Consider the following 20,746-nt stretch of genomic DNA (forward strand, 5'->3'; position numbering starts at 1 on the left):
GATCAGCTCCAGTACTGGTGGAAGTGGTGGACGGGGCCGTGGCCGTGGCCGACGCGCAGGGTGTCGGCCGCGCGCAGGGCTCCGGTCAGGTACTCCTTCGCGGCGCGGACGGCGGTGTGCCAGTCGTCGTGCTGCGGGCGGAGGGCGGCGATCGCGGCGGACAGGGTGCAGCCGGTGCCGTGGGTGTTGCGCGTGGTGACGCGGGGTGCGGAGATCTCGGTGACGCGGTCGCCGGCGGCGAGCACGTCGACGGACTCGGTGTCGTGGGTGTGGTGGCCGCCCTTGAGGAGGACGCGCCGGGCGCCGGCGGCCAGGAGGGCGCGGGCCTGCTCGACGGCTTCGGCACGGCTGTGCGCGGCGGCGGTGCCGAGGAGGTCGCCGGCCTCGGGAAGGTTGGGGGTGATCAGGTCGGCGAGGGGCAGCAGGCGGTCGCGCAGCACCGCCACGGCGTCCGTCTCCAGGAGCCGGTGGCCGCTGGTCGACACCATCACGGGATCGAGGACGACGTACCGGGGCCGGTGGCGCTCCAGGGCGTCCGCGACGGCCGAGGTGACGGCGGCGTCGGCCAGCATCCCGATCTTGACCGAGTCCACCGCGATGTCCGCGAAGAGCGTGTCGAGCTGCTCGGTGACGAACTCCGGGGGAAGGGTGTGGATGCCGGTGACGCCTCGGGTGTTCTGCGCGGTCAGGGCCGTCAGGACCGCTGTCCCGTAGGCGCCGTTGGCGGAGAACGCCTTCAGGTCGGCCTGGATGCCGGCGCCCCCGGAGGGGTCGCTGGCGGCGATGGTGAGGGCGATGGGCGGGGTGGTCACAGGACGAACTCCTGGCTCGGGACAGGGACAGGGAAGGGGTAAGGGGCCGCGGCCACGGGGTCGCGCTGCCCGCATGGCCGTGCCGCGCTCCGGGAGGGCGGTCGCCGGGGAGCCGTGCCGATTCCGCCGACGGCCACGCAGGGCCGACGGGCGTTCCCGCACCATGCGGGCGGGGCGGCGTCGGGCATGGGAGCGGGGGGAGTCCCCCCGCGCGCGGGCGAGGGCTGTTCAGCGGGCGGAGCTCACGCCACCGCTCACCGCACGGCCCGTCGACACCCGTGCTCTCAGCCCGGGTTGACGGACCCGGCCGCCCGCATCAGGAGAGCCGCAGACCGCGGCGACGCGATCACGTCCGCCGGGGCGTCGGAGGACACAGCGGGGCCGTATCGGCCAGGTACGGAGACAGGAGCCATCGTCAACACCCTTCCTACGCCGGCATTACCCGGTCCAGGTTCATGCGGTCGGCGAAAAGGGGAGCGATGAACTCCCGTCCGCCCTCTCAGCCCGGCTGCTCCCGAGCTCCCGCGGTGGTCGCTACGCAATGTACCTCCCCCGCGAACGGGAGTTCGCACGCGGGGCACCGGCCCGGCCGCCCCGTTCGCCGTCCGGCCGACGGCGGACGGCGCAGACCGCGCAGTCGGCGCAGACCGCAGAGACGGCGCGGACCGCGGACCGCACAGCCGCCGCGGACCGCAGAGCCGGCGCAAGGATCAAGAATCCGTGAAGACAGCCGCCCTGACCGGCAAGAACGCGCCAGGAACGCCGGCCGCCGCCCGAGCCGTACCGATGCTGGGCGCACTCGCGTCGAAGGAGCACGTCCATGTCCGCCAGCCCCCTGTCCCCCTGCTCCGTGGAGCATCCGCCCCCGGGCCGCGCCGAGAGCTCTCCCGGTGCGCGAGCGGCGGGGAGCGCCCAGGCGGACCCCGGTTCCCGCCACAAGCTGACCGCCGTCACCGGCCTCGCCGCGCTGTCCCTCGACGCGATGGCGTCGGTGGCGTACGGGCCCGAGGCGATCGTCCTGGTGCTGGCCGCGGCGGGCGGTCACGGACTCGGGTTCACGCTTCCCGTCACGCTGGGCATCGCCGTGCTGCTCGCCGTGCTGGTCGCTTCGTACCGGCAGGTCATCGCCGCCTTTCCGGACGGCGGCGGCAGTTACGCGGTGGCGAGGGCCCACCTCGGCGCCCGTACGAGCCTGCTGGCCGCCGCGTCCCTCGTCCTGGACTACGTCCTGAACGTGGCCGTCGCCGTGACCGCCGGGGTCGCCGCCCTCACCTCCGCGTTCCCCGCCCTGCACGAGGAGCGGCTGTGGCTGTGTCTGGCCGTGCTCGTCCTGGTCACCGCCGTGAACCTGCGGGGCATCGTCGACTCCGCCCGGGCGTTCATCGTCCCCGCGGCGGTCTTCGTCTGCTCGATCCTGACCATGATCGTGGCGGGGCTGACGCGGGACGCCCCGGTCTCCGTCGCGGCGTCGGCGGGCCACGCCTCCGTGCTCGGCGACGACGCCACCGCCGTCGGCGCGCTCCTGCTGCTGAAGGCCTTCGCGTCCGGCTGCTCGGCCCTCACCGGTGTCGAGGCCATCGCCAACGCCGTCCCCTCCTTCCGCGCACCGGCCGCCCGCCGCGCCCAGCGCACCGAGGTCGCCCTCGGGGCGCTGCTCGGCGTGATGCTGATCGGCCTGGCCGTCCTCATCTCGCGCTTCGGCCTCCAGCCCGTGGCGGGCGTCACCGTCCTCGCCCAGCTCGCGGACGCCTCCCTCGGCCACAACTGGGCCTTCTACCTGGTCCAGTTCGCGACCGTCGCCCTGCTCGCGCTGTCCGCCAACACCTCCTTCGGCGGGCTCCCCGTACTCCTCGAGCTCCTCGCCCGCGACCACTGCCTCCCGCACGTCTTCGGCCTCAAGGCCGACCGGCAGGTCCGCCGGCACGGCGTGCTCACCCTCGCCGTCGTCTCCGCCGTCCTCCTGGTCCTGTCCGGCGGCGACACCAACACCCTCGTGCCGCTCTTCGCGATCGGCGTGTTCATCGGCTTCACCGTCGCGCAGGGCGGGATGGTCCTGCACTGGCGGAAGGTCCGCGGGCCGCGCTGGGCCGGGAAGGCGGCGCTCAACGGGCTGGGCGCCCTGCTGACCGGCGTCAGCGCGGTCGTCGTCACGGCGACGAAGTTCCACGACGGCGCCTGGCTGATCGTCGTCGCCCTGCCGCTGCTGACGGCGCTCTTCGCACGGGTGCGCCGTGCGTACGAGGAGATCGGCGCGCGCCTGGAGGTCGGCCGCGTTCCCCGCGCCCCTCGCCGCGCCCGGTCCGTGGTGCTCGTTCCGGTCTCCTCGCTGTCCCGGCTCACGGGCGAGGCGCTCGGCGCCGCGGTGTCCCTCGGCGACGAGGTGCACGCGGTCACCGTGTGCCACCCCGACGCCGAGGACCGCGCCCGCACCGAGGCCCTGGAACGCGACTGGGCCCGCTGGAACCCCGGCGTCCCCCTGGTCACGCTGACCTCCGAGCGCCGTACGGTCGGGCGGCCGGTCGCCTCGTACGCGAAGAAGCTCGGCAGCGCGGAGCCCGGGACCCGCGTCACCGTGCTCATCCCCGAGGCCGAACCCGCGCACTTCTGGCAGCGGCTCCTGCACAACCAGCGCGGCGCGGTCGTCGCCCACGCCGTCCGCAGGGACACCGACGCGGCCGTCTGCCGCCTGCGCCTGCGCCTCGACTGACCAGAGGCGCCCGGACGACGGGAACCCGCCCGCTGCGGGGCCCGGCCTGCGGTCTGGCACAATCCTCGGACGCCGGCCGAGCGGGGGGAACAGTGGCGCGACACTTCCGGGGCCTGAGCCCCCGGTCCTGGCTGATCCTCGTGGTCTTCACCGCGACCCTGCTGCTCCTGGTGGGACTGCCGAACTCCGCGGTGCGGGAGGAACGTTCCTCCCGCGATGGTGCGGATGCCGGGGGCGGGTCCGCGCCCGCCGTCGCGCCGCGTCCCGACCGGAAGCTCGCCGGCGGGGCGACGGCCAGGCTGTCGCGGTGCGGCCTGCGGGGGGACGTGCGCCCCGCCGCGCGCGGTGCCGGGGAGCGGTCGGGGGAGCCCGCGCTGACCGTGCTCTCGTGGACCACGAACGGTCCCGAACCCACGGCCGCCGCCGGCCGGGCCGGCGCGGACGTGTCGCTGACGGTGTTCGCCGCCCTGCGTGCCGGGGAGCGGCCGCTGCGGACGGCGGCTCCGCTCTTCGCGGGCCGGGGCACGGTGGACGTGGTCGCACCGTTCGGGTCGGGTCTCAGCGCCTCGGCGGACGGCCTGACCGCGACGGTCGTCCAGGAGGGACCGGACGCCGCACCGGCCGAACCCCCCGCCTCCGGAGTGCACCGACTCGCCCCGGGCGAGCGCCTGTTGCTGAAAGTGGACGTGCCCGCCGAGGCCGTGTGCCCCGGCCGCACCCCCCTCGACGTGATCGCCTGCTCGGCCGAGGACGCCGACGCCCCCGCCGAGGCATGCCCGTCCCTCCTGCTCACCTTCACCGACCCCGGCTTACGCGCCCACCGTGCGAAGGGGTCCGCCCGGCCGCCCCGCACGTTCAGCGACCGCCTGGTCGCCGTCCTGCCGGACCCCTCCGAGGGCCTCGCGCGGACGTAGGCGGGGCCGGTCCGCGTGCGGGACGACGGGCCCCGGGGGAGGGCGGTTCAGCGGATTCCCGCGCGCCGCAGGCGTCGTCCCAGATCCGCGGCGGCCTCGGCGAGCAGTTCGCCGACGTGTGCGGCGTCGGCGTCGGTGACCTGGTCGACGGGCATGGAACAGCTCATCGCGTCCGTCGCGGGAATCCGGTACGGGACCACCGCGGCGACGCACCGCACGCCGAGTCCGCCCTCCTCGGTCTCGGCGCCGTAGCCGCGCTCCCGGGTCAGGGCGCACTCGGCGTGGAGCGCTTCGACCGAGGTGATCGTGTTCGGGGTCAGCGCCGTCAGCGGGCCGCGCAGGACGGCCTCGATCTCCTCGTGCGTCAGCTCGGCGAGCAGCGCCTTGCCGAGGGCGGTGGCATGCGCGGGGAGGGTCCGGCCGACGCGGGACACCAGGTGGGTGGACCTGACCGACTCGCGCGTCTCCAGGTACACCACCTCCGCGCCGTCGCGGCGCGCGTAGTGCGCGGTGAACCCGCTCTTCTCGCGGACCAGTTCGAGCGCCTCCGTCGCGTACGGGATCACCGGGTCCCGGTCGAGGTACGCCGTGCCGCAGATCAGCGCCCTGACCCCGAGCCGGTAGCGCCCGGAGTGGGCGTCCGCCTCCAGCCACCCGGCGTCGAGCAGGGTGCGGAGCAGGCCGTGCAGGCTCGACCGGGGAAAGCCGGTGCGCGTCTGCACGTCGGACAGCGACAGCCAGGCGCCGTTGGCCGCGAAGGTCTCCAGCAGCTCGATGGCGCGGCGCGCCGATTTGACCCCCGCCGGTTCGACGGCCGTCTCGCCCGCCGGGGTTCTCGCCTTCTGCGGCACAGGATGCTCCTCCAGCCAGCCGTTGACACGTACGTCACGCCACATTAACGTCCCGGGACAGTATTCGGGTCCATGAATACTGCTCACGATAGCAGACGCAGTTCACATACATGAATCGTGTGAACGCCTCCCGACGAAAGAGCGGCAACGTGATGGCGCAACCACCCCCGGAACTCGACGGCCTGCTCGCCTTTCCCCTCACCCCCTTCACCCGCGACCTGGACCTGGACCTGGACGCCTTCGCCGAAACGGTCGAGGGGCACGTCGCAGGCGGCGCCGGAGCCCTGTTCATCGCCTGCGGGACGGGGGAGTTCAGCGCGCTGACGGCCGACGAGCACGCCGCCCTCCTGCGCAGGGCGCGCGAGGTGGTTGCCGGCCGGGTGCCGGTCTGGGCGGGGGCCGGCGGCGGCGCGGCGACGGCCAGGGCCGGGGTCCTGGCGGCTCAGGAGGGCAATGCCGACGGCGTCCTGCTCCTGCCGCCGTACCTCGTGTCGGGGCCGCCGTCCGGCCTCGTCGACCACGTGCGGTACGCGGTGCGCGACACCGGCGTCCCGGTCGTCGTCTACCACCGCTCCAACGGCGCGTTCACCCCCGCCTCGGCGGTGGAGCTGCTCGACCTCCCGTCCGTGGTCGGCCTCAAGGACGGGGTCGGCGACGTCGAGCTGATGTCCCGGATCGTCACCTCGATCCGCAGCTCGGGCGCGCCGCGGGCCGACGACTTCCTGTTCTTCAACGGACTGCCGACGGCCGAGGTCTCCGCCCGCGCGTACAAGGCGATCGGGGTGCCCCGCTACTCGTCGGCGGTGCACTGCTTCGCGCCGCGGATCGCGGTCCGCTTCCACGGCGCGCTCGCGGCCGGGGACGACACGGTCGTCGAGGCGCTGCTGGCCGGGTTCTACCTGCCGCTGGTGGCGCTGCGGGACGAAACCCCCGGTTTCGCGGTCTCCCTGGTGAAGGCCGCCGCACGACTGCGCGGCGACCGGGTCGGCGGCGTACGGCCACCGCTCGTGGAACCGGGGGAGCGACAGATCGAGCGGCTCGAAAGGATCGTCCAGGACGGCCACGCGCTGCTCGCCGCCCTGGACGGGGACGGGGCGCGCCGATGAAGATCGTCGACGTGGTCCTGACCCCCGTCGCCTTCCGCGACCCGCCACTGCTCAACGCGATGGGCGTGCACGAGCCGTACGCCCTGCGCAGCGTGGTCGAACTGCGCTGCGAGGACGGCGTGGTCGGGCTCGGCGAGTCCTACGGCGACCTCGCCTTCCTCGACCAGATCAGGAAGGTGGCGCCGGAGCTGACCGGGCGCGACGTGTTCGACCTGCCCGGCCTGCGCCGCACCGTGGCACGGACCCTGGGCGGGGCGGTGTTCGCCGACGAACACGGCCTGACCGGCGGCTTCTCGGTGAGCAAGACCGTCGCCAGCGTGTACGCGCTGTTCGAGGTCGCCGCCCTGGACGCCCAGGGACGCCGTCTGGGCCGGCCGGTGGTCGACCTGCTCGGCGGGCGGGTGCGCGAGGAGGTCGACTTCTCCGCGTACCTCTTCTACAAGTACGGGGCCCACGCGGACGGCACCCAGGACCACTGGGGGGAGGTCCTCACCCCCGAGGCGCTGGTCCGCCAGGCCCGGCAGATGATCGACCGGTACGGCTTCACCTCCATCAAGCTCAAGGGCGGCGTGCTCGACCCCGACCAGGAGCGGGACGGCGTCCTCGCGCTCGCCGACGCCTTCCCCGGCCACCCGCTGCGCATCGACCCGAACGCGGCCTGGACGGTGCCGACCTCGATCCGCGTCGCCCGGGAGCTGGACGGCGTCCTGGAGTACCTGGAGGACCCGACCCCGGGCATCGACGGCATGGCGCAGGTCGCCGCGCGGGCGAGCATGCCGCTGGCCACCAACATGTGCGTGGTGCGCTTCGAGGACCTCGCACCCGCGTTCCGGGCCGGGGCCGTCGGCGTCGTCCTCTCCGACCACCACTTCTGGGGCGGCCTGCGCGACACCCAGGCCCTCTCGAAGACCTGCGAGGCCTTCGGCGTGGGGCTCTCCATGCACTCCAACAGCCACCTCGGCATCAGCCTCGCCGCGATGGTGCACGTCGCCGCGGCCACCGAGCACCTGACGTACGCCTGCGACACGCACTGGCCGTGGCGCGAGGTCGACGTGGTCGCCCCCGGCGCGCTGGAGTTCGAGGGCGGCGCGGTCGCCGTCCCCGACGGGCCCGGCCTGGGCGTCGAGCTGGACCCGGACGCCCTGGCCAGGGCGCACGAGGACTACCTCCGGTGCGGGCAGACCAAGCGGGACGACGTGACGTACATGCGCAACTTCGACCCCTCCTTCCAGCCGCACACGGCACGGTGGTGAAGCGGTGCGCGTAGTCGGTTACGCCTATCCGTGGGACGTGCTCGACGCACCGGGGTTCGTGGAGCGGGCGCGGGAGACGGGCGTCGACGAGGTCGCCGTCGCCGTGTCCTACCACAGCGCCCGCGCCGCGACCCCCTGGTCGCCCACCGGCACCTCGGTGCTCGCCCGGCACGCGGCGCTCTACCGCCCGGTGCGGGAGGAGGCCTGGCGCGCGGCGGCGCTGCGCCCGGCCGCGGCGGACTGGGTCGCGGGCCCCGACAGCGCGGGGGACGCCGTCCGCGCGCTGAACGCGGCCGGGATGCCCGCCGCCGCCTGGATCGTCCTCACCCACAACTCCCGGCTGGGCACCGCCTTCCCGCACCTGGCCGTGCGCAACTGCTTCGGCGAGGGCTACCCGTGGGCGCTGTGCCCCGCGCAGCCGGAGGTCCGGGCGTACGCGGCGACGCTGACCGCCGAGTGCGTGGCGGGACTCGACCTCGCCTCGGTCGTCCTCGAAGCCTGCGGCCCGCTCGGCGCGGTGCACCAGCACCAGCACGAGAAGACCGACGGCGTCTGGTCCCCCGCCGTCGCACGGCTGCTCTCGGTGTGCTGCTGCCCGGCCTGCGCCGCCGGCTGGGCCGGGTCCGGCGCGCGCGCCGAGGACGTGCGCGGGGCCCTGCGGACCGAGGTCCGCCGGCTGATGGACGGCGGCGACCTGCTCGCCGCCCGGGACGAACTGCCCGCCGCGGTGCGGGCCACGGTCCTCGCCACCCGGCAGCGGAGCACCGACCGGCTCCGCCGCGGTGTGCTCGCCGCCGTCGGGGCCGGCACCCGGATCGTCCTGCACGGCTCGCTCGACCCGTGGGAGACCGGTGCGCTCCCGGGCCTGACCCCGGCCGCCGCAGCCGGCGTCGACGCGGTGGTGCTCCAGAACTGGACCCCCGGCGCGGCCGGCGCGGACGCCGTCACGCACGCCCGCCGCAGCCTTCCGCCCACCGTGGCCGTCGGCAGCTACGTCACCGCCGTCGCGGCGCAGGCGGTCCCCGACATGGCCTCGTACGTCACGGACCTGGCCGGGGCCGGCGCGGACGAACTGCACCTCTACCACCTCGGGCTGGCCGGCCCCGGCCGCCACCGGGACCTGCGCGCCGCCGCGCGCGCGGCGCGCACCGCGCGCAGGAGGAGCCCGTGACCGGCCACGCCCCCCGTACGAGCTCGTACGGGGTCAGGCCAGGGAAGCCGCGTGGCCGGGGTCGATGGCGTGCTGGAGCGGCAGGCCCCGGACGAAGCGGTCCAGTTCGTCGCGGACCAGCAGTCCCAGGCGGTTGCGCTCGGCGCCCACCGCGCCGCCGATGTGAGGCGTCAGAACGACGTTGGGCAGGTCGAAGAGGGGTGAGTCGTGGTCCGGAGGCTCCGGGTGGGTGACATCGAGCACGGCGGTGAGGTCGGGCCTGTCGCGCAGCACCCGCACCGCCGCCGCCTCGTCCACCAGGGCGCCCCGCGCGGTGTTGATCAGCGTCGCGCCCGGCCCCAGGGAGCCCAGCAGCCGCTCCCCCACCGTGCCCCGGGTCTCGGGCAGCAGGGGCGCGTGCAGGCTGACGACGTGGCAGGTGGCGAACAGCTCCTCGACGCCGACGAGCCGCACGCCCGCCCGCCGGGCGGACTCCGGGGTGGCGAGGGGGTCCGTGGCGAGGACGTCCACGTCGAAACGGGCCAGGTGGGCCGCGACGAGCCGCCCGATGTGCCCGAGCCCCAGCAGGCCCACCCGCGACCGGTAGGCGCCCGGCACGGCCACGTCGCGCGGGAAGGCGCGGCTGCTCGCCGTGTCCCGCGCCACCCGGTGCACCTGCTTCAGGCCGAGGAGGACGTGGGCGAGGGTGAACTCCGCCACCGGGACGGCGTTGGCCGCCGCCGCGGAGACGATCGGTATGCCGCGCTCCCAGAAGGCGGGCGTGGTCAGGTGCCGGACGGAGCCCGCCGCGACCAGTACGGCCCGCAGCGCCGGGGCGTGCGCCAACAGGCCGGCGTCCAGCACGGGCGCGCCCCAGCCCGTGAGCAGGATCTCGACCCCGTCCAGTACGGAGGGGTCCGCGGCGAGCTGCTCCCGGGTGCGGGGTGGGCCCTGCCAGTGCACCAGCCGGCCGATCCCGGCCAGGGCCTCGGGCGGATAGACGTCCGCCCGGCGTTCTTCCTCCATGACCAGAAGGGCGGTCGGGACGGTGGCCGGCTCACTCATGTCGTCTCTCTTCTCTGCCTGTTCACGGGCGGCTCGCAGGGACCATACATCGGATCTCTGAAATGTCGTCCGGGTGAAAGTCACCCGTAGATCACAGAAATCTTCGTATTCATCGGAGTATTGACCGCCCTTTCGTACCCCGTTACCTTCCGAGCAAGCGCTTTCTGGGTCAACTGGTCAGCCGCGAAACAGGAGTTGTGATGCACACATCGCGATGGATCGGCGCGGGCTTCCTCGCCTCGTCATTGGTCCTCACCAGCTGTACGTCCGGTCCCGCCGGAGTGAACGCCAAGCAGGACACCAAGGCGACCCTGGAGCTCTGGACCAGGACGACGCCGGGCGGTCCGGGCGAGAAGGGGGCGCTCAAACTCGCCCAGGGCTTCGAGAAGGCCACCGGCCACAAGGTCAAGGTCACGGCCATCTTCGACGACTTCGAGACGAAGCTGCAGCAGCGGGCCGCCCAGAAGAACCTCCCCGACATCGTGATGAACGACGTGACGCAGCTCGGCGCGATGCACAGCCAGGGACTGCTCCGGGAGATCGACCTGGGCAGGATCAAGAACAGCAAGGACGTCATCGAACGCGGCCTGGACTCCGGCAAGAGCGGAGACGGCAAGCAGTACTCCCTCCCGTACTCGGCCCAGGCATCCGCCCTGCTGATCCGCAAGGACTGGCGGGAGAAGCTGAAGCTCGACGTCCCGCGGAACTGGGCCGACTTCACCGCGATGGCCAAGGCCTTCACCACCCAGGACCCCGACGGCGACGGCAAGGCGAACACCGCAGGGCTCGCCGCCCCGCTCTCCACCAAGCGCGGCTACGCCTCCTGGTACTTCTCCAACTTCCTGTGGGCCGCCGGCGGCGACTTCATCACCGAGTCCGGCAAGGGCACGTACAAGCCGGCCATGACCAGCAAGGCGTCCGTCGAGACCATGCAGTGGTTCCGTGACCTGGGCTGCCGGGACAAGTCCGTCCAGCCCGGCTCCGTGACCATGGACACCCCGCCGACGAACGAGACGTTCGAGGCGGGCAAGGCCGGCATGTACGTCGTCGGCCCGTACCTGCTGCCGCGCTTCGACGAGAGCCTCGGCAAGGACAAGTACGAGGTCGTGCCGATGCCCAAGGGCCCGAAGGACGCCACGGTCCTCGCCGAGGGCGGCTCGGTCTACCTGATGGCGGGCTCGGAGAACATGGCGGGCCAGGACGCCTTCCTCGACTACGCGATCTCCCCCGAGGGCCAGAAGGTCGGGATGGAGGGCAAGACCGGCTTCGTCGTGCAGCTCCCCGTCAACCAGACCGTGGACATCACCCAGGTCCGCCCCGACCCGCGCTGGAAGACCTTCTCCGACGCGTACCGCAACTCCGGCCGCTACGCGCCGTCCATCCCCAACTGGACCCCGGTGCGCCAGGCGACGGCGGACACCGTGAACGCCCTGATGGCCGACTGCGGCCTGGACCTGCGGACCAAGCTGAGCGAGCTCGACAAGCAGCTCGCCGGCATTCTCCAGGAGCAGGGGATCGCCGCGTCATGAGTCTCGACCAGGCCGATCCGGCCGCACCCCCGGCGGCCCGCCCCGCCACCCGCGCCGCGGGCCGCCGGGGCGAGGAGCCCGGCGGCCGGAGGCGCGGGCACAGGTCGGGCCGGTGGTGGACGCCCTGGCTCTTCCTCGCTCCCGCCCTGCTGCTCTTCCTGTACTTCAAGTTCATCCCCATGGCCAGTGCGCTGGCCATGTCCTTCCAGGACGTCCAGCCCTACCTGGGCAACACCTGGGTCGGCGCCCAGAACTACACCACCGTGCTCCAGTCCCTCGGCTTCCGCGAGGCCGCGTGGCACACCGTCGTCCTGGCCGCCGGGCAGACGGCCGGCTCGATGGCGCTCGGCCTCGCCCTCGCGCTGCTGATGGAGGGCCAGAGCCGCCGCCTGGGATTCGTGCGCTCCGCGGCCTTCCTGCCGGTGGTGGTGCCCATCGCGGTCGTCGCCGAACTGTGGCGGATCATGTACCACCCGACCCAGGACGGCATGCTCAACTCCCTCCTCGGCCTGGTGGGGTTCGGCCCCTCGGGGTTCATCAACGACCCCGACTCCTCGATGGCCTCCATCATGGTCACCGGCATCTGGCGGGGCGCGCCCTACGACATGATGATCTTCCTCGCCGGTCTGACGGGCGTGGACCGCGGGCTGTACGAGGCCGCCAAGGTCGACGGCGCGTCCCGGTGGCAGCGGGTGCGGTACGTGACGGTGCCCGGACTGCGCTCGGTGTTCTCGATCCTGTTCATCCTCGCCGCGATCCGTGGACTGCGGGTGTTCACCGAGGTGTTCCTGCTGACCAACGGAGGGCCCGACGGCTCCACCGAGGTCGTCATGACCCTCATCTACAAGCTCGGCCTGGAGCAGAACCGGCTCGGCGTCGGCGCGGCGGGAGCCGTCCTGCTGTTCGTCGCGACGCTGATCCTGACCGTCGTCGTCCAACTGCTGCGGCGGAGGGAAAGCAAATGACCGCCCCGATCAAGACCGCCCCGGCCAAGGCCGCGCCGAACAGGTCCGCGCCCGGCGGGAACGCCCCGACCGAGACCGCGCTGGGGCTCACCGAGAGCCGCAGCGTCGGCGGACGCGCCCTCAAGGCCGTCGTCTACCTGCTGGTCCTGTTCGTCTTCGCCGGACCGCTGCTGGCGCTGCTCGTCAGTGCCTTCGGCAACGTCAAGGACCCGACGCAGCTCAGCGTCGTCCCCTCGGGCGTCACGCTGGACAACTTCGGCATCGCCTTCGACCAGGGCGTGCTCACGTACCTGCTGAACTCGTTCTTCGTCGTCGGCTTCGGGCTGCTGCTCCAGGTGGCCGTGTCCGTCCTGGCCGGATACGCGCTGGCCAGAAAGGTCTTCCGGGGGATGACGCTGGTGCTCGTCGCCGTCCTGGCGACGCTGATGCTGCCCGAGGAGATCCTCGCCCTCCCGCTGTCGCTGATCCTCGCCGACCTGCCGGTCCTGCACTTCAACCTGATCGGCACCCTGGCCGGAATGATCGTTCCGCTGGGCGCGTGGGGCTTCTCCATCCTGGTGATGACCGAGTTCATGCGGGACGTGCCCCGGGAGCTGGAGGAGGCCGCCCGCATCGACGGGGCCGGCGATCTGCGGATCTTCTTCCAGATCATCCTGCCGATGTGCAAGCCCGCTCTCGGCGTCATCGGGGTCTTCGGCTTCACCATGATCTGGGACCAGTACCTGCTGCCCCTCCTGGTCTCCGTCGACGCCTCTTCGTACACGCTCCCGCTGGCCCTGCGGACGCTGCGGATCGATCCCGACGTCACCCCGGGCGTGGTGATGGCCGCGGCCCTGCTGGCCCTGCTGCCCTCGGTGATCGTCTTCCTGCTCTTCCAGCGGTCCTTCGTCAGCGGGCTGTCCTCCGGCGCCCTGAAGGGCTGACCCGGCAGCCGCCGCACCCCGCTGGCCCACCGCCGCCCCACCACCACCGGCCCTCCGGTGCACCCCCCTCCGCACCGGACGGCGACGACAAGGAGCACCTCCCCATGCCCGCGCACAGCGACACCCCGCCGCCCCCGCCCGCCGCCCCCGCCCGTGAGGAGGCCCCGGACACCGCCTGGTTCACCGCCGCCCGGTTCGGCATGTTCGTGCACTGGGGCCTCTACTCCCTCGCCGCCCGGCACGAGTGGGTCAAGAGCCGGGAACGACTGACCGACGAGCAGTACCAGGTCTACTTCGACCACTTCGACCCCGACCGCTACGACCCGGTCCAGTGGGCCAGGGCGGCACGGGCCGCGGGCATGCGGTACGTCGTCCTCACGGCCAAGCACCACGACGGCTTCTGCCTGTGGGACACCGCCCTCACCTCGTACAAGGTCACCCACACCCCGTACGGGCGCGATCTCGTCGGACCGTTCGTCGAGGCGTGCCGCGCCGAGGGGCTCAAGGTCGGCCTCTACTACTCGCTGATCGACTGGCACCACCCCTCCTTCCCCGTGGACGGCACCCACCCGCAGCGCGACGACGAGGAGTTCAAGGCCGCCCACGCGGACCGGGACATCCAGGACTACCAGCGCTATCTGCACGGCCAGGTCCGCGAACTGCTCACCTCGTTCGGCCGGATCGACTACCTCTTCTTCGACTTCTCCTACGCGGGGCGCAGTTGGTGGGGCGGCAAGGGCCCCGACGACTGGGACTCCGCGAACCTGCTGAAGACGGTCCGCGAACTCCAGCCGCACATCCTGGTCAACGACAGGACCGGTCTCCCCGGCGACTTCGTCACCCCCGAGCAGTACCAGCCGTCGGGGCCGATGACCGCCCCCGACGGGTCTCCCGTGCTCTGGGAGGCCTGCCAGACCCTCAACGGGAGCTGGGGCTACGACCGCGACAACCTCGACCACAAGAGCGCGGACCTGCTGATCCGCATGCTCGTCGACGGCGTCTCCAAGGGCGGCAACCTGCTGCTCAACGTGGGGCCCACCGGGCGCGGCGAACTCGACCCGCGCGACAGCGCGGCCCTCGCGGAGATCGGCCGATGGACGCGGACGCACGAGCGGGCGGTACGCGGCTGCGGTCCCTCGCCGTACACCGCGCCCGCCGAATGCCGGTACACCCAGCGCGGCGACCGGCTCTACGTCCACCTCCTCGCCTGGCCGCTGCGCCATCTGCACCTGCCGGGCCTCGCCGGACGGGTGCGCTACGCCCAGCTCCTGCACGACGCGTCCGAGATCGTCCGGGTCCACATCGACCCGGACCGGCCCGCGGTCAACACCGAGATGGGCGGACAGCCCGCCGGCACCCTCACCCTGGAGATCCCGGTCCGGCGACCCGACACCCCCGTGCCGGTCATCGAACTCTTCCTGGACACCCCGGCCGACCCGGCCGACCCGGCCGACTTGTCCGACCCGTCCGACCCGTCCGACCCGGCGGACGGCTGACCCGCAGCCCGGCCCCGACGACCCCCGCCCCACCACCTCACGGAGGCATCATGCAGCGTCGTACGTTCCTCTTGGGCACCGCGACCGGGGCGGCCCTTGCCGCCCTGCCCGTCGCAGCAGGGCCGGCCTCCGCCGCGACGGCGGCGGGCCCGGCCACCGTCGGCTCGCTGGACGAACTCCAGGCCGCGATCGACCGGGCACGCCCGGGGCAGCGGATCGTGGTGGCCGACGGCGCCTACACCGTCCCGCCGGACCGGCCCCTCACCATCCGGGGCAAGCGCGGCACCCGGCACGCCCCCGTGACCATCTGCGCCCGCACCCCCGGCGGCGTCGTGCTCGACGGCGCGCAGAGCTTCGTCCTGGAGGGGTCCCGCCACGTCACCCTCAGCGGCTTCTCCTTCCGCCAGAGCAGCACCCTGGACATCCCCCCGGACTGCGCGCACATCAGACTCACCCGCAACGACTTCCACCTGGCCGACGTCGCGGGCCTGCACTGGGTGATGGTGCGCGCGGACGACAGCGTCGTCGACCACAACCACTTCCACGGCAAGACCACGCTGGGCGTCTACCTCGGCATCGAGGGCGCGGGCGAGCGGGAGATGGCCCAGCGCGTCCACGTGTACCGCAACCACTTCTCCGACCACAGCTTCCCCGGCGACAACGGCGGCGAGCCGATCCGGCTCGGCGTCAGCCCCCGGGCCCTGTCCGACGCCGGCGCGGTCGTGGAGTACAACCTGTTCGAGCGCTGCGACGGCGACCCCGAGGCGATCTCGGTGAAGTCCTCGGGCAACACCGTCCGCCACAACACCGTCCGCGACAGCCTCGGCGGAATCGTCCTGCGCCACGGCAACCGCAACCGGGTGGACGGCAACTACCTGATCGGCGGCAAGGAAGGCGTCCGGATCTACGGCGACGACCACGTCGTCGTCAACAATTACCTCGTCGGTCTCTCCGGCCGCGCCCTGGTCATCGGGAGCGGTTCCACGCGCGACCACGGACCCGACGAAACACCCGCGGCGCGACGCGGCAACGACGCCCCCGACCGGCTCCTCGTCGCGTACAACACGCTGGTGAACAACCAGGGCACCCTTTCCGGCGAGAGCCACCGCCCGCACGAGCCGCGGGACGTCACCGTGGCCGACAACCTGTTCGTCGCCGACGCGGGCCAGTTGGTCGAGATGGCGAACACCGTACGTTTCACCTGGTCCGGCAACCTCCTGTGGGGAGCCGCCGCCGACGGCAACATGCCCGCCGGCGGGGGCGTCCGCAAGGACCCGAAGCTGGTGAAGGGGCGCGACGGCGTCCTGCGACCGGCCGCCGACAGCCCGGCGGTCAACGCCGGCACGCTCCGTCGGCCGCGCGTCACCCACGACATCGACGGCCGGCCGCGCGGCCGGGCCCGGGACGTGGGGGCGCACGAGTACGCGCGGTGGGCGCCCAGGCGCGGCCCGCTGACCCCGGCGGACGTCGGTCCGCAGGCCCGCTGAGAACACCCGCCGCCCCCCGGCGGGGTCGCCTCCCCGCCGGTACCCGCCCGTATGCCCAGGAGAGCCCATGCAACGACGCACGTTCCTCAGAAGCAGCGCGCTGGCAGCCTTCGCCGCCGTGCCCCTCGGCACCGCGCTGTCGGGCAGCGCTTCGGCGGCGGACAAGCCGGTCGCCTCCCTGGCCGAACTCCAGAGCGCGATCAACGGCGCCGTACCCGGTGACCGCATCGTCGTCGCCGACGGCACCTACACCGTCCCGTCGGGAAGCTCGATCAAGATATCCGGCAAGAACGGCACCGGTTCCGCGCCGATCACCATCGTCGCCAGGACCCGCGGCGGCGCCGTGCTGCGCGGCGAGCGCGGCTTCGTCCTCAGCAATTCGAGCAACATCGTCATCAGCGGCTTCGCGCTGCGCCAGAGCACGCAGATGGAGATCCCGGCGAGCTGCTCGTCGATCCGGCTGACCCGCAACGACTTCCAGTTCGCGGGCACCAGCGACCTGGACTGGGTGGCCGTACGGGCGAACGGCACGAAGATCGACCGCAACCACTTCCACGACAAGACCACCGCGGGCATCTTCATCGTCCTCGACGGCCCCGGCGGCTCCACCTCGACGGAGATGACCAAGGACCTGCACGTCTTCAGGAACCACTTCTCCGACCACAGCTACCCGGGGGACAACGGCGGCGAGGCGATCCGGCTCGGCTACAGCGGCCGGGCGCTGTCCGACGCGGCGGCGAAGGTGGAGTACAACCTGTTCGAGCGCTGCGACGGCGACCCCGAGGCGATCTCGGTGAAGTCCTCGGGCAACACCGTCCGGTACAACACCGTCCGCGACAGCCTCGGCGGAATCGTCCTGCGCCACGGCAACCGCAACCGGGTGGAGGGCAACTACCTGATCGGCGGCAAGGAGGGCATCCGCCTCTACGGAAACGACCACCTGATCGTCAACAACCACCTCAGCGGACTGTCCGGCCGTGCCCTGGTGATCGGCAGCGGCTCCACGCGCGACCACCACAAGGACGAGACGAAGGACGAGCGGAGGGGCAACGACGCCGTCGACCGCGCGGTGATCGTGCACAACTCCCTGCTGAACAACGCCGAAACGCTCGTCGGCGAGAACCGAACCCACCGTCCGCAGGACGTGGTCGTCGCCGACAACCTGCTGGTCGCCGACGCGGCCAGCCTCGTCGCGATGGGCGAGACCACGCGTTTCACCTGGCAGTCCAACATGCTCTGGGGCAGCGCCGCCAACGGCAACATTCCCGTCGGCGGCTTCACCCGGGCCGACCCCCTGCTCGTCGCGGGACCGGACGGCGTCCTGCGCCTGTCGGCGGGCAGCCCGGCCATCGGCGCCGCCACGCTGACCGGCACGACCGTCGCCGACGACATCGACGGCGACCCGCGCGGCAGTGCGCGCGACATCGGCGCCGACGAGTACGCGACCACTCCCGCCCTCCGGCGTCCTCTCACCCCCGCGGACGTGGGCCCGAACGCCCCCTGACCGCCCCCGGAGCGGGGCACGGGCGGATTCGGTCCGCCCGTCCCCCGCTCCTCGGGGACGCCTCCCGCGAGAGGTCGCGCCGGGCGTGGAACAACCAGAGGCAGTCACGTGACCGAGAAGTGGAAGAGGCGCGGCATGACCGAGAAGAAGAGGTGCGGCATGACCGACGACGACACCCCGGCCCGCCCGCCGGCCGGACCCGGTTCGGGCGCGACCACGCTCGGCCTGTGCTCGGTCACCTTCCGCCGGCTGCCCGCCGCCGAGGTCGCGGGGTGCGCCGCGCGGGCGGGCCTGGAGGCGGTCGAGTGGGGAGCCGATGTGCACGCGCCGCCGGGGGAGCCCGCCACCGTCCGCGCGGTCCGCGAGGCGACCGACCGGCACGGGCTGGTCTGCTGCTCGTACGGTTCCTACTTCCGCGCCTCGCCCGGCGAGGCGGCCGGCTTCCCGGCCGTCGCCCGCGCGGCGGTGCTCCTCGGCGCGCCACGGATACGGGTCTGGGCGGGCGGCACCGGGTCGGCCGCCACCGCGCCGGACGCACGGCGTACGACCGCGGCCGGCCTGCGGGAGGCGGCGCGGATCGCGGCGGACCACGGGCTGGAGCTCGCGACGGAGTTCCACATGGGAACGCTGACCGACACCGTCGCCTCCACCGTCCGGCTGCTGGACGAGGTGGGCGCGGACAACGTCCGCACCTACTGGCAGCCCCCGCTGGACACCCCCGACGAGGAGGCGCTGGCAGGACTGGCCGAGCTGGGAGACCGGGTCACGGCCGTGCACGTCTTCTCGTGGTGGCCGGGCAACAGCCGCCTGCCGCTGGCCGCTCGCGAGGACCTGTGGTCCGCGGCCCTGCGCCGGGTGAACGGCCGGGGGATCGAGGCCCTGTTGGAATTCGTACCCGGCGACGATCCGGCCGTACTGGCCCGCGAGGCCGCGACGCTGCGGCGGGCCGCGGGCCGACCGGCGGCGCCTCGGCCATAGTTGACGGACGCGCGAGCGCAGGGCCCGCCTCCGCGCAGCACGCAGTACGCCGGATGCCGGACGGCAGACACGCACAGCGAGGAACACATGCACGACGAGGAACAGACGCACGGCGAGAATCTTGTGCACCGCGAGCAACAGACCCACGGGGAGGGGCACACGCGCCTCACGCAACCCACGCACGGGGAGGGACACATGCGCCTCACACAACCCACGCACCTCACCGAGAACGACACGCTCCTGTTCATCGGCGACTCCATCACCGACGCGGGCCGCGACCGGACGGACCCCGCATCCCTCGGCGACGGATACGTCCACGAGATCGCGCGGACCCTGCGCGAGCGGGCGGACGCCGGGGCCGGGCGGCCCCCGCGGGTCGTCAACAGGGGGCTCAACGGCAATCGCGTGTACGACCTCGAACCCCGCTGGGCCGCCGACGTCACCGACCTCGGCCCCACCGTGGTCACCGTCAAGATCGGGATCAACGACACCTGGCGGCGCTACGACCGCGATCTCCCCAGCCCGGTCCAGGAGTTCGAGGCGTGCCTCGGCCGCCTCCTGGCGGCCACCACGCGGACCCTCGCGGCGCGGCTGGTCGTCATCACCCCCTTCCTGCTTCCCGTCACCCCGGACCAGGAGCGCTGGTTCGACGACCTCCTGCCCCGCACCGACGCCGTTCTGCGGGCGGCCCGGGCCCACGGGGCCCAGGTGGTCCGCGCCGACCTCGCCCTGCTGCACGCGGCACGGGACCATGAGGCGGCCGAACTCGCCCCGGACGGCGTCCATCCGAGCCCCCTCGGTCACCGGCTGATCGCCGACGCGTGGCTCGCCGCCGCCCTCCCGCTCACCGCGGACGCCACCTGACGAGGTATCCCGGCCGCCCCGGCACGGACCCCGCCGGCGCGGCCCTTGTCCGCCCGCACTCCGTCGGGGATGCCCGACGCATGCCGCTTCCGCCCGGGCACGAGAAGGCCGAACCGGACGAGGACGCCCGTGCCACGGGCCCGGCCGTCGGACCGGCGACCGCCGAGAGGGCGATGAGCGATGCGAAAAAGCTGTCGGGCCTCCCGCGCATCGTCGTGATCTGCGGTTCCACCCGTTTCATGGCCGCGATGAACGAGGCCGACCTGCGGGAGACCGCAGCCGGAAGGATCGTCGTCAAGCCGGGCTGCGACATGAAGTCACCGCACCCGCTCTGGTCCGCTCCCGCCGACGCCGAGGCGTTGAAGGCACGGCTCGACGACCTGCACCGGGCGAAGATCCGGCTCGCCGACGAGGTGCTCGTGGTCGGCGACTGCGTCGGGGACAGCACCCGGGCCGAAATCGCCTACGCCCGGTCGCTGGGCAGGCCGGTGCGGTTCACGCACCCCGAGGTCGACCCCGGCACCGAGGCCCGACCGTGCGGGCGGTCAGCCGTGCGCTGATCCGTGCCGCAGGGCGTCCGGTCCGGTCGCGTCCGGCCGATCGATCCGGTAGAGGTAGTGGGCGCGTCCGTCCGCGGGATTGTCCGGTTCCAACTCGCCCTCGGCGACCCTGAGCAGCCCCGCCTTCTCCAGCGCCCGCCAGGACGCCCGGTTGGCCGCCGACACCGGCACCAGGACGCAGGGGGCGTCGGGGTGGTCGTTCCAGGTCGCCCGGACGACCGACCGGATCATCCGGGGGCCGAGCCCCCGGCCCACCTGGCGGGGGTCGCCGATCAGGTAGTCGATGGTCATGGCCCCGGGCGGCACCTCGATGAGGGAAGCGAGCTCGGCCAGGTAGTCGGGGTAGTCGGACAGACGGCACCGCTGAACCAGGCCGACGGGGTGGTCGCCGAGGTGGACGAGAAGGTCCTCCGAGGGCTCCTCGCCCCGGGCGGCGGGCCCGAAGTCCCGGGACACGGCGTCGGGCGAGGTCTCGTGGTTCCACCAACGGGCCACGTGCGGCTGCTCCAGCCAGGACGTCAGCAGCGGAAAGTCGTGCTCGGCGAGCCGACGCCAGGTCAACATCCGGGGGGCCTCCACGGC

18 protein-coding genes and 1 riboswitch are annotated in these 20,746 nt (G+C 73.1%); of the genes, 14 read left to right on the forward strand and 4 right to left on the reverse strand.

Annotation, left to right across the window (positions count from 1 at the left end):
- Nucleotides 1-2: 2 nt before the first annotated feature.
- Entirely contained in the window at nucleotides 3-812 is an 810-nt protein-coding gene (gene thiD / locus ACZ56L_RS22870; protein WP_471065903.1) for a bifunctional hydroxymethylpyrimidine kinase/phosphomethylpyrimidine kinase, read from the reverse strand.
- A 406-nt stretch (nucleotides 813-1,218) separates the two neighbouring features.
- A riboswitch (TPP riboswitch) is annotated at nucleotides 1,219-1,348 on the reverse strand.
- A gap of 284 nt (nucleotides 1,349-1,632) precedes the next feature.
- On the opposite strand from thiD, the gene ACZ56L_RS22875 reads away from it, so the two are divergent.
- On the forward strand, nucleotides 1,633-3,519 hold the full coding sequence (locus ACZ56L_RS22875; protein ID WP_471065905.1) for an APC family permease: 1,887 nt from the start codon (nucleotides 1,633-1,635) through the stop codon (nucleotides 3,517-3,519).
- Nucleotides 3,520-3,611: 92 nt separating this feature from the next.
- Complete coding sequence (locus tag ACZ56L_RS22880) at nucleotides 3,612-4,433, forward strand: hypothetical protein (protein ID WP_471065907.1); 822 nt, start codon at nucleotides 3,612-3,614, stop codon at nucleotides 4,431-4,433.
- 47 nt (nucleotides 4,434-4,480) lie between these two features.
- Here the strand turns inward: ACZ56L_RS22880 and ACZ56L_RS22885 are convergent, their stop codons facing one another.
- The gene (locus tag ACZ56L_RS22885; RefSeq protein ID WP_345219603.1) at nucleotides 4,481-5,284 is read right to left on the reverse strand and encodes an IclR family transcriptional regulator; all 804 of its coding nucleotides are present in this window, start codon (nucleotides 5,282-5,284) and stop codon (nucleotides 4,481-4,483) included.
- Nucleotides 5,285-5,436: 152 nt separating this feature from the next.
- Between ACZ56L_RS22885 and ACZ56L_RS22890 the strand changes: the two genes are divergently transcribed.
- From ACZ56L_RS22890 to ACZ56L_RS22900, 3 genes are read left to right on the forward strand one after another with little or no spacing between them, the layout of a single operon-like run.
- Nucleotides 5,437-6,390: a 5-dehydro-4-deoxyglucarate dehydratase gene (locus ACZ56L_RS22890; protein WP_345219604.1), complete on the forward strand. Its 954-nt coding sequence runs from the start codon at nucleotides 5,437-5,439 to the stop codon at nucleotides 6,388-6,390.
- Entirely contained in the window at nucleotides 6,387-7,643 is a 1,257-nt protein-coding gene (locus tag ACZ56L_RS22895; RefSeq protein ID WP_468689561.1) for a glucarate dehydratase family protein, read from the forward strand. The genes ACZ56L_RS22890 and ACZ56L_RS22895 overlap by 4 nt, the downstream gene beginning before the upstream one ends.
- A 4-nt stretch (nucleotides 7,644-7,647) precedes the next feature.
- Nucleotides 7,648-8,814, forward strand: coding sequence for a hypothetical protein (locus tag ACZ56L_RS22900; RefSeq protein ID WP_471065910.1), 1,167 nt, complete (start codon nucleotides 7,648-7,650; stop codon nucleotides 8,812-8,814).
- A gap of 33 nt (nucleotides 8,815-8,847) precedes the next feature.
- Here ACZ56L_RS22900 and ACZ56L_RS22905 read toward each other — a convergent pair whose 3' ends face one another.
- Entirely contained in the window at nucleotides 8,848-9,858 is a 1,011-nt protein-coding gene (locus ACZ56L_RS22905; RefSeq protein WP_471065912.1) for a hydroxyacid dehydrogenase, read from the reverse strand.
- A 200-nt stretch (nucleotides 9,859-10,058) separates the two neighbouring features.
- Here ACZ56L_RS22905 and ACZ56L_RS22910 point away from each other — a divergent pair, with 200 nt between their 5' ends.
- The 9 genes from ACZ56L_RS22910 (at nucleotide 10,059) to ACZ56L_RS22950 (ending at nucleotide 20,164) form a co-directional block, all read left to right on the forward strand.
- Nucleotides 10,059-11,387, forward strand: coding sequence for a sugar ABC transporter substrate-binding protein (locus tag ACZ56L_RS22910; protein WP_468689556.1), 1,329 nt, complete (start codon nucleotides 10,059-10,061; stop codon nucleotides 11,385-11,387).
- Complete coding sequence (locus tag ACZ56L_RS22915; protein ID WP_468689554.1) at nucleotides 11,384-12,352, forward strand: carbohydrate ABC transporter permease; 969 nt, start codon at nucleotides 11,384-11,386, stop codon at nucleotides 12,350-12,352. The genes ACZ56L_RS22910 and ACZ56L_RS22915 overlap by 4 nt, the downstream gene beginning before the upstream one ends.
- Nucleotides 12,349-13,275 carry a carbohydrate ABC transporter permease gene (locus tag ACZ56L_RS22920; protein ID WP_345219610.1) on the forward strand — a complete coding sequence of 309 codons (927 nt, stop codon included), beginning with the start codon at nucleotides 12,349-12,351 and terminating at the stop codon, nucleotides 13,273-13,275. The genes ACZ56L_RS22915 and ACZ56L_RS22920 overlap by 4 nt, the downstream gene beginning before the upstream one ends.
- A 104-nt stretch (nucleotides 13,276-13,379) precedes the next feature.
- On the forward strand, nucleotides 13,380-14,771 hold the full coding sequence (locus ACZ56L_RS22925) for an alpha-L-fucosidase (protein ID WP_471065914.1): 1,392 nt from the start codon (nucleotides 13,380-13,382) through the stop codon (nucleotides 14,769-14,771).
- Between the two features lie 50 nt (nucleotides 14,772-14,821).
- Nucleotides 14,822-16,258, forward strand: coding sequence for a polysaccharide lyase 6 family protein (locus tag ACZ56L_RS22930; protein ID WP_471065916.1), 1,437 nt, complete (start codon nucleotides 14,822-14,824; stop codon nucleotides 16,256-16,258).
- A gap of 67 nt (nucleotides 16,259-16,325) precedes the next feature.
- Nucleotides 16,326-17,762 (forward strand): chondroitinase-B domain-containing protein, encoded by a 1,437-nt coding sequence (locus ACZ56L_RS22935; RefSeq protein ID WP_471065918.1) that lies wholly within the window; start codon nucleotides 16,326-16,328, stop codon nucleotides 17,760-17,762.
- Between the two features lie 135 nt (nucleotides 17,763-17,897).
- Complete coding sequence (locus tag ACZ56L_RS22940) at nucleotides 17,898-18,740, forward strand: sugar phosphate isomerase/epimerase family protein (protein WP_401760144.1); 843 nt, start codon at nucleotides 17,898-17,900, stop codon at nucleotides 18,738-18,740.
- 195 nt (nucleotides 18,741-18,935) lie between these two features.
- Complete coding sequence (locus ACZ56L_RS22945) at nucleotides 18,936-19,604, forward strand: SGNH/GDSL hydrolase family protein (RefSeq protein WP_345219615.1); 669 nt, start codon at nucleotides 18,936-18,938, stop codon at nucleotides 19,602-19,604.
- 173 nt (nucleotides 19,605-19,777) lie between these two features.
- Nucleotides 19,778-20,164, forward strand: coding sequence for a hypothetical protein (locus ACZ56L_RS22950; RefSeq protein WP_471066287.1), 387 nt, complete (start codon nucleotides 19,778-19,780; stop codon nucleotides 20,162-20,164).
- Here ACZ56L_RS22950 and ACZ56L_RS22955 read toward each other — a convergent pair.
- Nucleotides 20,150-20,728: a GNAT family N-acetyltransferase gene (locus ACZ56L_RS22955; RefSeq protein ID WP_345219616.1), complete on the reverse strand. Its 579-nt coding sequence runs from the start codon at nucleotides 20,726-20,728 to the stop codon at nucleotides 20,150-20,152. The two genes, ACZ56L_RS22950 and ACZ56L_RS22955, sit on opposite strands and share 15 nt — an antisense overlap.
- Nucleotides 20,729-20,746 lie beyond the last annotated feature (18 nt).

The sequence above is a fragment of the Streptomyces sp. NPDC039736 genome (genome assembly GCF_055596485.1).

Bases quoted from the DNA above. Each gene is read 5' to 3' on its own strand.
- ACZ56L_RS22945 (WP_345219615.1), top strand. From the start codon at position 18,936: ATGCGCCTCACACAACCCACGCACCTCACCGAGAACGACACGCTCCTG.
- ACZ56L_RS22910 (WP_468689556.1), top strand. From the start codon at position 10,059: ATGCACACATCGCGATGGATCGGCGCGGGCTTCCTCGCCTCGTCATTG.
- ACZ56L_RS22955 (WP_345219616.1), bottom strand. From the start codon at position 20,728: ATGTTGACCTGGCGTCGGCTCGCCGAGCACGACTTTCCGCTGCTGACG.
- ACZ56L_RS22940 (WP_401760144.1), top strand. From the start codon at position 17,898: ATGACCGAGAAGAAGAGGTGCGGCATGACCGACGACGACACCCCGGCC.
- ACZ56L_RS22935 (WP_471065918.1), top strand. From the start codon at position 16,326: ATGCAACGACGCACGTTCCTCAGAAGCAGCGCGCTGGCAGCCTTCGCC.
- ACZ56L_RS22905 (WP_471065912.1), bottom strand. From the start codon at position 9,858: ATGAGTGAGCCGGCCACCGTCCCGACCGCCCTTCTGGTCATGGAGGAA.
- ACZ56L_RS22895 (WP_468689561.1), top strand. From the start codon at position 6,387: ATGAAGATCGTCGACGTGGTCCTGACCCCCGTCGCCTTCCGCGACCCG.
- ACZ56L_RS22925 (WP_471065914.1), top strand. From the start codon at position 13,380: ATGCCCGCGCACAGCGACACCCCGCCGCCCCCGCCCGCCGCCCCCGCC.
- ACZ56L_RS22920 (WP_345219610.1), top strand. From the start codon at position 12,349: ATGACCGCCCCGATCAAGACCGCCCCGGCCAAGGCCGCGCCGAACAGG.
- ACZ56L_RS22950 (WP_471066287.1), top strand. From the start codon at position 19,778: ATGAGCGATGCGAAAAAGCTGTCGGGCCTCCCGCGCATCGTCGTGATC.
- ACZ56L_RS22875 (WP_471065905.1), top strand. From the start codon at position 1,633: ATGTCCGCCAGCCCCCTGTCCCCCTGCTCCGTGGAGCATCCGCCCCCG.
- ACZ56L_RS22890 (WP_345219604.1), top strand. From the start codon at position 5,437: ATGGCGCAACCACCCCCGGAACTCGACGGCCTGCTCGCCTTTCCCCTC.
- ACZ56L_RS22930 (WP_471065916.1), top strand. From the start codon at position 14,822: ATGCAGCGTCGTACGTTCCTCTTGGGCACCGCGACCGGGGCGGCCCTT.
- ACZ56L_RS22915 (WP_468689554.1), top strand. From the start codon at position 11,384: ATGAGTCTCGACCAGGCCGATCCGGCCGCACCCCCGGCGGCCCGCCCC.